The 14,969-nt window shown below is 69.6% G+C and carries 9 protein-coding genes and 1 riboswitch; of the genes, 4 read left to right on the plus strand and 5 right to left on the minus strand.

Translation table 11 applies throughout. The features are described from left to right. Positions 1–45: 45 nt before the first annotated feature. The 4 genes from cydD to hisC form a co-directional block, all read right to left on the minus strand. Positions 46–3,573 carry a thiol reductant ABC exporter subunit CydD gene (gene cydD / locus AB0I66_RS25615; protein ID WP_363210283.1) on the minus strand — a complete coding sequence of 1,176 codons (3,528 nt, stop codon included), beginning with the start codon at positions 3,571–3,573 and terminating at the stop codon, positions 46–48. A gap of 88 nt (positions 3,574–3,661) precedes the next feature. Further along, entirely contained in the window at positions 3,662–4,666 is a 1,005-nt protein-coding gene (gene cydB / locus AB0I66_RS25620; protein WP_363210284.1) for a cytochrome d ubiquinol oxidase subunit II, read from the minus strand. Between the two features lie 14 nt (positions 4,667–4,680). Next, the gene (locus AB0I66_RS25625; protein ID WP_363210285.1) at positions 4,681–6,219 is read right to left on the minus strand and encodes a cytochrome ubiquinol oxidase subunit I; all 1,539 of its coding nucleotides are present in this window, start codon (positions 6,217–6,219) and stop codon (positions 4,681–4,683) included. Between the two features lie 257 nt (positions 6,220–6,476). Next, positions 6,477–7,556, minus strand: coding sequence for a histidinol-phosphate transaminase (gene hisC, locus AB0I66_RS25630; RefSeq protein WP_363210286.1), 1,080 nt, complete (start codon positions 7,554–7,556; stop codon positions 6,477–6,479). A gap of 377 nt (positions 7,557–7,933) precedes the next feature. Here hisC and AB0I66_RS25635 point away from each other — a divergent pair, with 377 nt between their 5' ends. The 3 genes from AB0I66_RS25635 to AB0I66_RS25645 all read left to right on the plus strand — a co-directional run bounded on the left by AB0I66_RS25635 (position 7,934) and on the right by AB0I66_RS25645 (position 11,471). After that, positions 7,934–9,055 (plus strand): LacI family DNA-binding transcriptional regulator, encoded by a 1,122-nt coding sequence (locus AB0I66_RS25635; protein ID WP_190082941.1) that lies wholly within the window; start codon positions 7,934–7,936, stop codon positions 9,053–9,055. 273 nt (positions 9,056–9,328) lie between these two features. Beyond that, complete coding sequence (locus tag AB0I66_RS25640; protein WP_363210287.1) at positions 9,329–10,414, plus strand: metallophosphoesterase; 1,086 nt, start codon at positions 9,329–9,331, stop codon at positions 10,412–10,414. A 181-nt stretch (positions 10,415–10,595) separates the two neighbouring features. Continuing rightward, positions 10,596–11,471, plus strand: a complete 876-nt coding sequence (locus AB0I66_RS25645; RefSeq protein ID WP_363210288.1) for a hypothetical protein — start codon at positions 10,596–10,598, stop codon at positions 11,469–11,471. 71 nt (positions 11,472–11,542) lie between these two features. On the opposite strand, the gene thiC is transcribed toward AB0I66_RS25645, so the two are convergent. Beyond that, positions 11,543–13,324, minus strand: a complete 1,782-nt coding sequence (thiC, locus tag AB0I66_RS25650) for a phosphomethylpyrimidine synthase ThiC (RefSeq protein WP_363210289.1) — start codon at positions 13,322–13,324, stop codon at positions 11,543–11,545. Continuing rightward, positions 13,317–13,470, minus strand: a riboswitch (TPP riboswitch). Its footprint overlaps the gene before it by 8 nt. A 71-nt stretch (positions 13,471–13,541) precedes the next feature. On the opposite strand from thiC, the gene AB0I66_RS25655 reads away from it, so the two are divergent. Continuing rightward, on the plus strand, positions 13,542–14,921 hold the full coding sequence (locus tag AB0I66_RS25655) for a YibE/F family protein (protein WP_363210290.1): 1,380 nt from the start codon (positions 13,542–13,544) through the stop codon (positions 14,919–14,921). Positions 14,922–14,969 lie beyond the last annotated feature (48 nt).

Here is a 14,969-nt window from a genome sequence, read left to right on the forward strand (position 1 = left end):
TATTTGGCGAGGAAAGTCGGGGCCTGCCCCGAGCCGCCCCGACCCCTACCCGGCGGCCGTCATCAGCAGGTCGGCCGCCCGCTCCCGCTCCAGCATGCGCCGCAGCGGCCCGTCCACAAGGACGAGATCCGCGTACGCCCCGCGCTGCACCACCTGACCCGCGTCCAGGACGATCACCTCGTCCACCGCGTCGAGCCCGGCGAGCCGGTGTGTGATGAGCAGTGTCGTACGGCCCTCGGTGGCGGCCAGGAGATCGTCGGTCAGGGCGTCGGCGGTCGGCAGGTCGAGATGTTCGGCCGGCTCGTCGAGGACGAGCACGGGGAAGTCCGCGAGCAGCGCGCGGGCCAGGGCAACGCGCTGGCGCTGGCCCCCGGACAGACGCGCCCCGTGCTCGCCGACCAGGGTGTCGAGCCCCTCCGGAAGCGAGTCGGTCCACTCCCGCAGCCGGGCCCGCGCCAGAGCGCCGTGCAGTTCGTCGTCGGAGGCACCCTTTCGCGCGATGAGCAGGTTCTCGCGCACGGAGCTGTCGAAGATGTGCGCGTCCTGCGCGCACAGCCCGACCATTTCACGCACTGTGTCGCCGTCGAGGGTGGCCGCGTCCGTGCCGCCCAGGCTGTACGTCCCCTCGCTCGCCCCGAGGAAGCGCAGCAGCACCTGGGCGAGCGTCGTCTTGCCGGAACCCGAAGGACCGACCACCGCGATGCGCCGCCCGCGCTCCAGGGTCAGGCCGACGCCCGCGAGCGCGTCCCGGTCCTGCCCCTCGTAGCGGGCGTGCAGACCCTCCACACGGAGCGGGAAGGGCGCCTGCGGGCGCTGTGCGGGCTCGGCGGGCTCGGGTACGGGTTCGGGGGCGTCGAGGACCTCGTAGACGCGCTCGGCGCTCTTCCTGACGCGCTGGCGGTACTGCACGGCGAGCGGCAGCCCCAGGACGGCCTCGAAGGCGGCGAGCGGGGTGAGGACGACCACGGCGAGCGCGACACCGCTGAGCCGGCCGTCGTGCAGCGCCTGTACGCCGACGACAGCGGCGGCGGTCACGGTGAGTCCGGTGGCGAGCGCGCCGAGCCCGTCGCCGAGCGCGGTGGCCGTGGCGGTCCGTGCCGCGATCCGGGTCAGCTCGGCGTCGGCCTCCTTCGCCTTGGCCGTACGCCGGTTCAGGGCGCCCGCGACCGTCAACTCGGCGGTGCCGGTGAGCAGATCGGCCACGCGGGTGGCCAGCGCCCCGCGCGCGGGGGCGAGCTTGCGCTCCGCCCGGCGGGCGACGGCTCCGGAGAGCAGCGGTACGCCCACTCCGGCGAGGAGCAGACCGACGGCGAGGACAGCGCCGGCCTCGGGCAGCAGCCAGGCGGTGAAGCCGACCGCTCCGGCGCCGACCACCGCGGCGGCCGATGCGGGCAGGAGCCAGCGCAGCCAGTAGTCCTGCAGGGCGTCCACGTCGGCGACCAGGCGGGAGAGCAGGTCGCCGCGGCGGGTCTTCCGCAGCCCGGCCGGGGCGAGGCGCTCGAGGCGCCGGTAGACGGCCACGCGGGTGTCGGCCAGCATCCGCAGGACGGCGTCGTGCGAGACGAGGCGCTCCGCGTAGCGGAAGACCGCACGGCCCATGCCGAAGGCGCGGGTCGCCGTCACGGCGATCATCAGGTACATCACGGGCGGCTGCTCCGACGCCCGGCTGATCAGGTACCCGGAGGTGGCCACCAGCCCCACGGAGCTGCCGATCGCCAGGGCGCCCAGGAGCAGGGCGAGCGCGAGCTTGCCCTTGCGTGCCTGCGCGGCCCCCCGCACCCGGGCGAGGACGTCGCCCTTCGGCCGGGGACTCTCGTACGCATCCACCGGCGCGGCCTGCGGCTCCGGGTGCTCCAAGGAGGCCTCCGGATGCCCGAAGGACCCGTCGCCCGCCCCCGCGTCCACCGCCGCCTGCGAAAGCGCCGTTCCAGACGCACGCTGCCGGGCAGCGTCGAGCCGTACGACCCGGTCCGCCACCGCCAGCAACGCCGGCCGGTGCACGACAAGCAGCACGGTCCGCCCCACGGCCAGCCGCCGTACCGCCTCGACGACCCCGGCCTCGGTCTCCCCGTCCAGGGCGGCCGTCGGCTCATCCAGCAGGACCACAGGACGGTCGGCCAGGAACGCCCGCGCCAGGGCCAGCCGCTGCCGCTGCCCGGCGGACAGACCCGCACCGTCCTCCCCGAGCGACGTCTCCACGCCCCCCGGCAGCGCGGACACGAACTCCCAGGCCCCCGCCGACTCCAACGCCTCCCGCACAGAAGCCTCGTCCGCATCCGGCCGCGCGAGGCGTACGTTCTCCGCGATGGACCCGGCGAACAGGTGCGGCCGCTGCGGGACCCAGGCGATCCGCTCCCGCCACCGCTCCGGCGCGACCTCGGCCAGGTCGACGCCCCCGACGCGCACCCGCCCCTCGGCAGGCTCGACGAACCCGAGGATCACGTCGAGCAGCGTCGACTTGCCCACCCCGCTGGGCCCGACCAGAGCCACGGTCTCACCGGGCTCCACCGCGAACGACACCCCGGAGACCGCGTCCGAGGACCGCCCCGGATACCGGACCGTCACCCCCTCCACGCTCAGCGTCCCCGAAGGCGCGGCGGCTTCCCCCGCGACCCGTACGGGAGCCTCCAGAACCTCGAAGATCTCCTCGGCTGCGGAGAGTCCCTCAGCCGCCGCGTGGTACTGCGCCCCGACCTGGCGCAGCGGCAGATAGGCCTCGGGCGCGAGGATCAGGATGACAAGACCCACGTACAGATCCATGTCGCCGTGGACGAGCCGCATCCCGATGGTCACCGCGACCAGCGCCACCGACAGGGTCGCGAGGAGTTCGAGCGCGAAGGACGACAGGAAGGCGATGCGCAGCGTACGCATCGTCGCCTGCCGGTACTCACCCGTGATCTGCCGGATCGACTCGGCCTGCGCCTTCGCGCGCCCGAAGACCTTCAGGGTCGGCAGTCCCGCCACCACGTCCAGGAAATGCCCCGCCAGGCGCGAGAGGAGCCGCCACTGACGGTCCATCCGGTTCTGGGTCGCCATGCCGATCAGGATCATGAAGACCGGGATCAGCGGCAGCGTCACGACGATGATCGCCGCCGACACCCAGTCCTCGGTGACGATCCGCGCGAGCACTGCCACCGGGACCACCACCGCGAGCCCCAACTGCGGCAGATAGCGCGAGAAGTAGTCGTCGAGCGCGTCCACGCCTCGCGTGGCCAGCGACACCAGCGAACCCGTCCGCTGGCTGCTCAGCCAGCCGGGACCCAGTTGCCCCGCACGGTCGAGCAGCCGCCCCCGCAGTTCCGACTTCACCGCGGCGCTCGCCCGGTGAGCGGCGAGCTCGGTCAGCCAGGCGACGAACGCCCGGCCCACCGCGACGACCACGAGCAGGACGATCGGCGTCCGTAGGTCACCGAGGGCGAGCCCCTTCTGGAAGGCCCCGACCACGATCTCGGCGATGAGCATCGCCTGGGCGACGACCAGGCCCGCCCCGGCGACGCCGAGGGCCACCACCGCGGCCAGGAAGAACCGAGTGGCGCGGGCGTACCGGAGCAGACGCGGGTCGATTGGTTTCACGTGAAACACACCCTCCGAGGAATCGGAAGAAGACTGCCAGGAACCGGAAGAAGACTGGCGAAGAACTCAGGGATCACGGAACGAGCACTCAGTGCGCGGCGTCCGCGATGTGCTGCGTACCGATCCGCTTGCGGAACACCCAGTAGGTCCACGACTGGTAGAGCAGCACGATCGGCGTCGCGATGCCGGCGCACCAGGTCATGATCTTCAGGGTGTAGGGGCTCGACGAGGCGTTGGTGACCGTGAGGTTCCACTCCTCGTTCAGCGACGACGGCATGACGTTCGGGAAGAGCGTCATGAAGAGCATCGCCACGGCAGCCGCGATCGTGATGCCCGACAGCGCGAACGACCAGCCCTCGCGCCCCATCTTGATCGCCCCGATGGCACCGATCAGCGCGACCACGGCCACGACCATCGCGACCAGGCTCTTGCCGTCGCCGTTGTCCGCCTGCGTCCAGAGCAGGAATCCGAGCGCCAGGACAGCGGTCACCAGGCCGAGCCCGAGCGCCAGCTTCCGCGCCCGCATCCGGATGTCCCCCACCGTCTTGAGCGAGGCGAAGACCGCGCCGTGGAAGGTGAACAGCGTCAGGGTGACCAGGCCGCCCAAGATGCCGTACGGGTTCAGCAGGTCCCAGAAGTTGCCCACGTACTCCTTGTGGGCGTCGATCTTCACGCCGCGCGTGATGTTGGCGAAGGCCACACCCCACATCACCGCCGGGATCAGCGAGGTCCAGAAGATGGCCTGCTCCCAGTTGCGCTGCCACTTCTCCTCGGGCCGCTTGGCCCGGTACTCGAAGGCGACACCCCGCACGATCAGGCAGAGCAGGATGATCAGGAGCGGCAGATAGAAGCCCGAGAAGAGCGTCGCGTACCACTCGGGGAAGGCGGCGAAGGTCGCGCCGCCCGCCGTGAGCAGCCACACCTCGTTGCCGTCCCAGACGGGGCCGATGGTGTTGATGAGAACCCGCTTCTCGGTCCGGTCACGGGCGAGGAGCTTGGTGAGGATGCCGATCCCGAAGTCGAAGCCCTCCAGGAAGAAGTAGCCGATCCACAGGACTGCGATCAGCACGAACCAGACGTCGTGAAGTTCCATGTCGATCAACTCCCTCAGTACGAGAAGGCCATGGGCCGGTCGGCGTCGGCGTCGTCATCGGAACCCGATCCCGCGCCGGGGCCGCCGATCTTGGTGGGCGGGTTGAGGTCGGCCTCGGTGAGCTCGGGCGGACCCGCCTTGATGTACTTGAGCAGCAGCTTCACCTCGATCACCGCGAGGATCGCGTAGATCCCGGTGAAGACGACCAGCGAGGTGATCACCTCACCCTGCGAGACCCCCGGCGAGACCGCGTCCTGCGTCTTCAGGACGCCGTAGACCACCCAGGGCTGCCGCCCGGTCTCGGTGAAGATCCAGCCCCAGGCCGTGCCGATGAGGGGGAAGATCAGCGTCCACTGCGAGAGCCGCCACCACCAGTTGCCGAGCTTGGGCGCCAGCTCCCTGTTCTTGGTGAGCATCAGCTTCGGCACGTCGTCGGCGCCCGTACGGTGCTCCGGAGCGAGCCAGAACTTCTTCCGCGTGAGCCAGAGGCCTGCGGTGCACAGGGCCATCGAGACCCCGCCGAAGCCGATCATCCAGCGGTAGGACCAGTAGGCGGTGGGGATGTTGGGCCGGTAGTCGCCGGGCCCGTACTTCTCCTGCGCCTCCCTGTTGAGGTCGTTGATGCCGGGGATCTCGGCGCTGAAGTTGTTCTTGGCGAGGAAGGACAGCACCCCGGGGACCTCGATGGCGACCTTGTTGTGGCCCTCGGAGACATCGCCGTAGGCGAAGAGCGAGAACGGCGCCGGCTTCTCCGACTCCCACAGTGCCTCGGCGGCCGACATCTTCATCGGCTGCTGCTCGTACATGACCTTGCCGAGGGTGTCGGCGCTGACCACGGTGAGCAGGGTGCCGACGAACGCGGTGACCAGGCCGAGCCGCATCGACATCCGCATGGTGCGGATGTGCTGCTTCTTACGGAGGTGGAAGATCGCGATGCCGGTCATGAAGGCGCCGCCGACCAGGATGGCCGCCGAGATGACGTGGAAGAAGTTGACCAGCGTCGTCTCCTGGAAGAGCACCTTCGCGAAGTCCGTGAGCTCCGCGCGCTTGGTGCCGTCCCGCTCCACGATCTTGTAGCCGACCGGGTGCTGCATAAAGGCGTTGGCCGCGATGATGAAGTAGGCCGACGCGATGGTTCCGGCGGAGACGATCCAGATCGTGGCGCAGTGCAGCTTCTTCGGGAGCTTGTCCCAGCCGAAGATCCACAGGCCGATGAAGGTCGACTCGAAGAAGAACGCGATCAGGGCCTCGAAGGCGAGCGGCGCCCCGAAGACGTCACCGACGAAGCGCGAGTAGTCGGACCAGTTCATGCCGAACTGGAACTCCTGGACGATGCCGGTGACGACGCCCATCGCGATGTTGATCAGGAACAGCTTTCCCCAGAACTTGGTCGCCCTGAGGTAGTGCTCCTTGCCCGTGCGCACCCAGGCCGTCTCCAGGATCGCCGTGAGGGCGGCCAGAGAGATCGTCAGCGGGACGAACAGGAAGTGGTAGACGGTGGTGATGCCGAACTGCCATCGCGCCAGGGTCTCCGGCGCCAGAGCCAGGTCCACGTCGACTTCTCCTTACGGCCGTGCTCACCTCGGCGGTTTGCCCCTTAAATCCCTCTGATCTTCGGAGGAACCGGGACACGCTTGTGAACGCGTTCACATTCACAAGCAATTATGACCTACTGCTTGTCGGCACGGAAAGGGGGGTCCCCTTACTCGGGGACCCCTGCTGGGGCTTACTCGGCGGCCCTCACTCGGGGGAACGCGAGAAGGCCCCGGGGCACACGCCCCGGGGCCTTCTCGTCCACAGCGCCCGGAGGCTACAGCTCCTTGCGGAACGCCTCTGCGGCCTGCAGGAAAATGTCGTTGGCCTCGGTCTCCCCGATCGTGACCCGCACTCCCTCGCCCGCGAACGGCCGTACGACCACGCCGGCCTTCTCACACGCCGCGGCGAAGTCGAGCGTCCGCTCCCCGAGCCGCAGCCACACGAAGTTCGCCTGCGTCTCGGGCACCGTCCAACCCTGCCCGCGCAGCGTCTCGACCACCCGCGTGCGCTCCGCGACGAGCGACCCGACGCGGCCCATCAGCTCGTCCTCGGCCCGCAGCGAGGCCACCGCCGCGTCCTGCGCGAGCTGGCTCACCCCGAAGGGCACCGCCGTCTTGCGCAGGGCGGCCGCCACCGGCTCATGGGCGATCGCGAAGCCGACCCGCAGCCCCGCGAGCCCGTACGCCTTGGAGAACGTGCGCAGCACGGCGACATTCGGACGCTCGCGGTAGATCTCGACGCCGTCCGGCACCTCGGGGTCGCGGATGAACTCGCGGTAGGCCTCGTCGAGGACGACGAGGACATCGCTGGGCACCCGGTCGAGGAATCGTTCCAGCTCGGCCCCGCGGACCACGGTGCCGGTCGGGTTGTTCGGGTTGCAGACGAAGATCAGCCGCGTCCGGTCGGTGATGGCGGCGGCCATCGCGTCCAGGTCGTGGACGTCTCCCGGCGTCAGCGGCACCTTGACCGACGTGGCACCGCTCACCTGCGTGATGATCGGGTACGCCTCGAAGGACCGCCAGGCGTAGATGACCTCGTCCCCCGGGCCGGACGTGGCCTGGATGAGCTGCTGCGCGACGCCGACGGAACCGGTGCCCGTCGCCACATGGGACACGGGCACCCCGAAGCGCTCGGCGAGCTCGCTCATCAGGCTCGTGCACGCCATGTCGGGGTAGCGGTTGAACGCGCCCGCGGCGGCCAGCGCGCTCTCCATGACGCCCGGCAGGGGCGGGTAAGGGTTCTCGTTCGAGGACAGCTTGTAGGCCACCGGACCATCGGCCGCGGCGGGCTTCCCCGGCTTGTAGGTGGGGATACCCTCCAGCTCGGCACGCAGCCTCGGGCTCGTCTCGCTCACCGCAGTCCTCCTCTTGAACACCTGAACACCCTGACTTCAATACTCCTCACCTTATGAGGATTCAGCTCTGCTGCGAATGGGTCAGCGGTATCCGCTCCGGCGGGCGCGCAACGAGGGGGGAGCGCTCCCTGCTCCAGCGCGCGCCCGTGGCTCACTCCGTGGCGCGCATCACCCGTGAAGGTGAGTTGAGACCTCTTCGAGACATCGCTCATTTGGCAGGCCTGTGCGCGGCGACAAGGGACCGTCCACCCAAAGTGGAGCCAACTCCCATGCAATCCAAGGCTGTTGACCCGTTTCGACCTTGCAGAAACGTGCCTGTCAACGAGTGAATATGCGTCCGCACTACCCACCCTCATGAGCCCTACTATCGGCTCGCCATGACAGCAGCAGGGAACCACCAGGTGAGCCGAGCGGAGACCGCCCGCCGGGGCAACCGGCAGAGCCGAGCGGGCATCAGAGACGTCGCCGCAGCAGCCGGTGTCTCCATCACGACTGTCTCCGACGCTCTCAACGGCAAGGGCCGGCTCCCGGACGCCACCCGACGCCATGTCCGCGAGGTCGCCGAACGGCTGGGCTATCGCCCTTCCGCGGCGGCCCGAACGCTCCGTACCGGCAAGTCGGGCCTCATCGGCCTGACCGTGACGACCTACGGGGATGAACCTTTCACCTTCACCGAATTCGCGTACTTCGCGGAGATGGCCAGAGCCGCGACCTCGGCCGCGCTGGCCCGCGGCTACGCCCTTGTCATCCTTCCCGCCACCTCCCGGCGCAGCCCGGTCGACGTGTGGTCGAACGTCGCGCTCGACGGCACCGTCGTCGTCGATCCGTCCGACCACGATCCCGTCGTCAGCGAACTGGTGCGCCAGGGCCTACCCGTCGTGTCCGACGGACGTCCTGCCGGGTCCCTCCCGGTCACCGCCTGGGTCGACAACGACCACGAAGCGGCGGTCCTTGAGATTCTCGACCACCTCGCGGCGGCCGGAGCCCGCCGGATCGGGTTGCTCACGGGGACCACCACGGACACGTACACCCACCTGTCCACCACCGCCTATCTGCGCTGGTGCGAGCGCGTCGGACAGGACCCGGTCTACGAGTCCTACCCGGCCCACGACCCGTGTGCCGGCGCGGTCGCGGCCGACCGGCTGCTCGCCCGGCCCGACCGCCCCGACGCCGTGTACGGCCTCTTCGACCCGAACGGCACCGATCTCCTCGCGGCCGCCCGCCGGTACGGACTGCGCGTCCCGGACGACCTGCTGCTCGTGTGCTGCAGCGAGTCCACGGTCTACGCCACCACGGAACCGCCCATCACCACGCTCTCGCTCAAACCCCGGCGCATCGGCACGGCCGTCGTCCAGCTCCTCATCGACGCCATCGAAGGTCTGGATTCGGGCCGGCCCGTCGAGCAGGTGATACCGACGGAGCTGATCGTGCGCACCTCGTCCGAGCGCCGTCCACCGCGCACGACGGTCAGCCCACCCCGCTCACCGGGACCCGGTTGAGCGGGCCGCACCGCGGGGAGAACCCCGTCAACCGGCCAATCATCCGGCCGTCAATCAACACTGCCTGGCGCATCCCGGCCGTGGCCTGGGGGGAAACCCCTACCCAATTCGGGAGAAAACCTCGGTGAACTGGGGTTCAGCACTGATTCACCACCCCTGGTGCACCACACAGCGCGAGCCGCATTCCTATGATGGGCGGACGACACCGCGGGCCGCTGCGACCAGGCAGTCCGATCTCGGTGCAGATGCGGCGCAATGGTGGTGGAGGGGTCGATGACTCAGGGGGCCGGTCAGGGACCCGATGTGCGGACGGCGACGTTGCGCGACTTCCGCGTTCCGGCGTACGTCCACGAGACCGGTCCGGTCCAGGGGGACCCGGCGGGCGTGGCGGTTCCGGGCGCCCCCGGGGAGGTGCCCGGATCGCTGGATGACGGGTACACCCCCACCCAGCGCGACCTGCCCGTCATCAACCGCACAGACACCGTGCAAGTGGAGGTGCAGGCCATGCCCGAGCCTCCGCAGGCGCCGGCGTCCGACGAGCACGGCCCGCTGTTCGTGGTGGGCGATGTGCACGGCTATCTGGACGAGCTGCTCGCGGCGCTCCAGGAGCAGGGCCTCATCGACGCCGAGGGCGACTGGGCCGCGGGCAACGCGCGCCTGTGGTTCCTCGGCGACTTCACCGACCGCGGCCCGGACGGCATCGGCGTCATCGACCTCGTGATGCGGCTGTCGGCGCAGGCGGCGGCCGCGGGCGGCTACTGCAAGGCGCTCATGGGCAACCACGAGCTGCTCCTGCTCGGCGCGAAGCGGTTCGGCGACACCCCGGTCAACTCGGGGGCGGGTACGGCCACCTTCCAGGCCGCCTGGCTCCTGAACGGCGGCCAGAAGACCGACATGGAGCGCCTCGAGGACCACCATCTGCAGTGGATGGCCCGCCTCGACGCGATCGAGTCGGAGGACGGGCATCTCCTGATGCACTCCGACACGACCGCCTATCTGGATTACGGCGACTCGATCGAAGCCGTGAACGACACGGTCCGCGAGACCCTCACGCGCAACGACGCCGACGAGTGCTGGGACCTCTTCCGGAAGTTCACCAAGCGCTTCGCCTTCCGCGACGAGTCGGGCCCCTCTGCCGTACGCGAACTCCTCGACATGTACGGCGGTCACCGCATCGTGCATGGCCACAGCCCCATCCCGTATCTGCTCGGCGATGTCGGCTCCGAGGATGACTCGGACGGCGGCGGTCCGGTCATCGAGGGACCACACATCTACGCAGGCGGACTGGCCATCGCCATGGACGGTGGCGTGACCATGGCCGGAAAACTGCTGGTCTGCCAACTGCCCCTGGATAACTGAGCGTTCGCCGGGCAGGCGCAGCACTACAGGATCACGCTGGCCAGGGGGTCTATTTCTGGAAACCCCCTGTCACCGCGTGCCTTCACGGCTCTACCATCGGCTTATCCGTAGCAGGCTCCCCTCCGTTTCTGCCCGACGGCTCGCACCCATGCGAGCCCCAAGCCCTACGGAGCATCGGGGGATGCACATGAACAGCGCTCCACACCTGCTCAATGAGGACCGCCCCGAGTACGAGCGGATCCTCGATGAGGCGCTGCGCACGGCACCAAGTCGTCCTGATCTCGCCGCAGTGGGCGAGCGGCTCAATCCCGAGCAGCTGCGCACCATGGCCCTGAACGCCACTGCGCTGATCACTGCCGCCGCCACGACCGAGTACACGCACTATGTGAAGGTCCGCGAGGAACTGCGCGAAAGCGGATCTGCCGCACCATCCATGCGGGAGCGGAGCACCGAGGGTCCGGCGGAAGCCGGCTCCGGAGGCCTCGGTCTCGCCACCACGATGGGGGAGGTCACCACCCAGGCATCGGGGGCGGGGGCCATCGCCGTCGTCGCGGTGCTCGCACCGGTCCTCGCCGGGGCGGCCGCCGCGATCTTCCTGCTCGTCGGCTACATCCTGAAGATGCTCAACCCCGAGCCCGCCTTCGCGGAAACCCTGCTCACCGCGGGGTGGCTGTTCGGCGCGCTCACCGCAGGGGGCATCCTGATCGCCGCGATCGGCCTGCTCCTGACCGCCCTGCGCAACGGCGCCACGTCGCTCCAGGCCGGTTCGCACGGAGAATGGAACGAGGAGGTGGTTCGCGCCAGGGAAGCCTGGGGCGAGGCACTGATGGAGCGCGGCGTCCTGCCGTTCCTGCGGGAGGCGCTCGCGGACCCGGGGGCGGCGCACGCGGCGCGTACACCGTCGTCGGACCCGGGCAGCCGCATGCCCCAACTCGGCTACAACAGGCCGGGGTTCAGCAGCCCGGAGGGCGGCCCGGCGGCGGGACCGCGCCCGAGCTTCTCGAGTCCGGATTTCTCGAGCCCGGACTTCGGCGGTCCCGACCACAAGCCGGAGTAGTACGCGACGCTGCTTCGGGCGGGCGCGATGCCCGCCCGAAGCGCGGCGCGAACCACTGTTCAGTCGGCTGCTCAGTCGGCGATGGGCAGGTACACGCGGTTTCCCGCTGCCGCGAACTCCTTGGACTTCTGGTCCATGCCCGCCTCGATCTCGTCCTGCGTGCCGCCGTGCTCACGCCGGATGTCGTGCGAGATCTTCATGGAGCAGAACTTCGGCCCGCACATCGAGCAGAAATGCGCCGTCTTCGCGGGCTCCGCCGGCAGCGTCTCGTCGTGGAACTCCCGTGCCGTGACCGGGTCGAGGGCCAGGTTGAACTGGTCCTCCCAGCGGAACTCGAAGCGGGCGTCCGAGAGCGCGTCGTCCCAGTCCTGCGCGCCCGGGTGTCCCTTGGCGAGGTCCGCCGCGTGGGCCGCGATCTTGTACGTGATGACACCGGTCTTCACGTCGTCCCGGTTGGGCAGGCCCAGGTGCTCCTTGGGCGTGACGTAGCAGAGCATCGCCGTGCCCCACCAGCCGATCATCGCGGCGCCGATGCCGGAGGTGATGTGGTCGTACGCGGGTGCGATGTCGGTGGTCAGCGGTCCGAGCGTGTAGAACGGCGCCTCCTCGCAGATCTCCTGCTGAAGGTCGATGTTCTCCTTGATCTTGTGCATCGGGACGTGTCCCGGGCCCTCGATCATGGTCTGTACGTTATGACGCTTGGCGATCGTGTTGAGTTCCCCGAGGGTGCGCAACTCGGCGAACTGCGCCTCGTCGTTGGCGTCCGCGATCGATCCCGGCCGCAGCCCGTCGCCGAGGGAGTACGTCACGTCGTACGAGGCGAGGATCTCGCAGAGCTCCTCGAAGTTCTCGTAGAGGAAGCTCTCCTTGTGGTGCGCGAGACACCAGGCTGCCATGATCGAGCCGCCGCGCGAGACGATGCCGGTCTTCCGGTTGGCGGTCAGCGGGACGTACGGAAGGCGCACGCCCGCGTGCACCGTCATGTAGTCCACGCCCTGTTCGGCCTGCTCGATGACCGTGTCCTTGTAGATCTCCCAGGTCAGCGCCTCGGCCTGGCCGTCGACCTTCTCCAGGGCCTGGTAGAGCGGCACGGTGCCGATGGGCACGGGGGAGTTGCGCAGGACCCACTCGCGGGTGGTGTGGATGTTGCGGCCGGTGGACAGGTCCATGACCGTGTCGGCGCCCCACTTCGTCGCCCAGGTCATCTTGTCCACCTCCTCCTCGATGGAGGAGGTGACCGCGGAGTTGCCGATGTTGGCGTTCACCTTCACCAGGAACTTCTTGCCGATGATCATCGGCTCGATCTCCGGGTGGTTGACGTTGGCGGGGATCACCGCGCGGCCCGCGGCGACCTCCACGCGCACGACCTCGGGGTCGAGGTTCTCGCGGATCCCGATGAACTCCATCTCGGGCGTGATCTCGCCGCGGCGGGCGTACGCGAGCTGCGTCACCGCCTGGCCGCCGCGCCCCCTGCGCGGCTGGCGCGGGCGGCCGGGGAAGACCGCGTCGAGGTTCTTCAGGCCTCCGCGCGGCGAGGTGTGCTTGATGCCGTCGTCCTCGGGGCGGGGCGGGCGGCCCACGTACTCCTCGGTGTCGCCGCGGGCGATGATCCAGTTCTCCCGGAGGGGCGCGAGGCCCCTGCGGACGTCGGTGTCGACGGATTCGTCGGTGTACGGCCCCGAAGTGTCGTACAGGGTCACGGCCTTGCCGTTGGTGAGGTGCACCTGGCGGACCGGCACCCGCAGATCGGGGCGCGAGCCCTCGACATACGCCTTGTGCCAGCCGATGGACTTCCCGGCCTCGTCGCCCTGGTTCTGCGTCGAGGCAGGCGTGCGTGCGTCCGATGTGGTCATGAGACCTACTCCCTACGCCGGCATTACCCGGTAACAGGTTCGGCGGTCGACGCAGCGGATTCCGTACCTCGTGCACTTCTTGTGCCGATTCGTACGGAGGTCAGCGCCCTCTCAGCCCGGTGCTCCGAGCTCCCGCGATTGCAAAGGTGGCTCCACGCTAGCGTCATGTCGGGCGCGCTGAACAGAGGGCCCCGTCCGTTCTTGCGATGATCGGGCAGTGACCACCACACAGCCGCCGTCTCAGCCGCCCGTCCCGAACCGCCCTCCGGACCCGCACGGGCACTCCCACAGCCATGGTCCGGCCGCACCGGTCTCGAAGCATCTGCGCAAGGTCATCGCCGCCGTGCTGATTCCTTTCGCCACGGCGGTGGCGGTGGGCCTCGTGGTGCTGTGGCCCGGTGGCGCGCCGGGCCATGAGCGCACCGGAGTCGGCTTCGACCGGCAGACGCAGTCGGCCGACGTGACCAAGGTGCAGGAGCTGCCCTGCAAGGACGTGAACGCCTCGCAGACCCCGCCCAACGGCGACACCTCCACCGCCGAGGGGCAGTCCGCCGAGTCGCGCGCGAAGGGCGTCTGCAAGAAGGCGACGATCGAGGTGACCAGCGGCAAGGACAAGGGCCGCACCTTCACCGAGATCGTCCAGCCGGACTCACCGCGGCAGTTGCGCCAGGGCCAGCAGGTGGTGGTCGCCTATGAGCCCACGGCCCCCGAGGCGTTGCAGTACTCGGTCACCGACGTGAACCGGAAGTTCCCCATGGCGCTGCTCGCCGGGATCTTCGCGCTCGTCGTCGTGGCGGTGGGACGGCTGCGCGGCGTCATGGCCCTGGTCGCGCTGGCGTTGAGCTTCCTGGTCCTGACGTTCTTCATCCTGCCCGCGATCCTGCAGGGCTCGAACCCGCTGGTCGTGGCGGTGATCGGGGCCAGCGCCATCATGCTGATCGCGCTCTATCTGTGCCACGGCCTGACGGCGCGTACATCGGTCGCGGTTCTCGGCACGCTGATCTCCCTGCTCCTGATCGGACTGCTCGGCTCGCTCTTCATCGGCTGGGCCTCGCTGACCGGCAACACGGACGACAACACCGGCCTGATCCACGGTCTGTACCCGTCCATCGACATGAGCGGCCTGCTGCTCGCGGGCGTCATCATCGGCTCCCTCGGCGTGCTCGACGACGTGACGGTGACGCAGACATCCGCGGTCTGGGAGCTGCATCAGGCCAATCCCACGATGGGCTGGCGCGGTCTGTACGGCGCCGCCATCCGCATCGGCCGCGACCACATCGCCTCGGTCGTCAACACCCTGGTCCTGGCCTACGCGGGCGCCGCGCTGCCCCTGCTGCTGCTCTTCTCCATCGCGCAGAGCAGCGTGGGCACGGTGGCCACCAGCGAGCTGGTCGCCGAGGAGATCGTGCGCACCCTGATCGGCTCGATCGGCCTGGTCGCCTCGGTGCCGGTGACGACGGCGCTCGCGGCCCTGGTGGTCTCCGCGGACCGCACGGCCCCCATGAGCCGGCCGGTGACCACGGCCGGACCCGGGAGCGGCGCCGCCCCCGCCCCCAAGCAGAGCCGCGGCGGAAAGGGCCGCCGGCGCAAGGCCTGAGCGGCGAGGCCTGGTCGGCGATGCCCCGGGTCGCACCGGCCGATGCCA

This window comes from Streptomyces sp. NPDC050439, assembly GCF_040655335.1.
Lineage (GTDB): Bacteria > Actinomycetota > Actinomycetes > Streptomycetales > Streptomycetaceae > Streptomyces.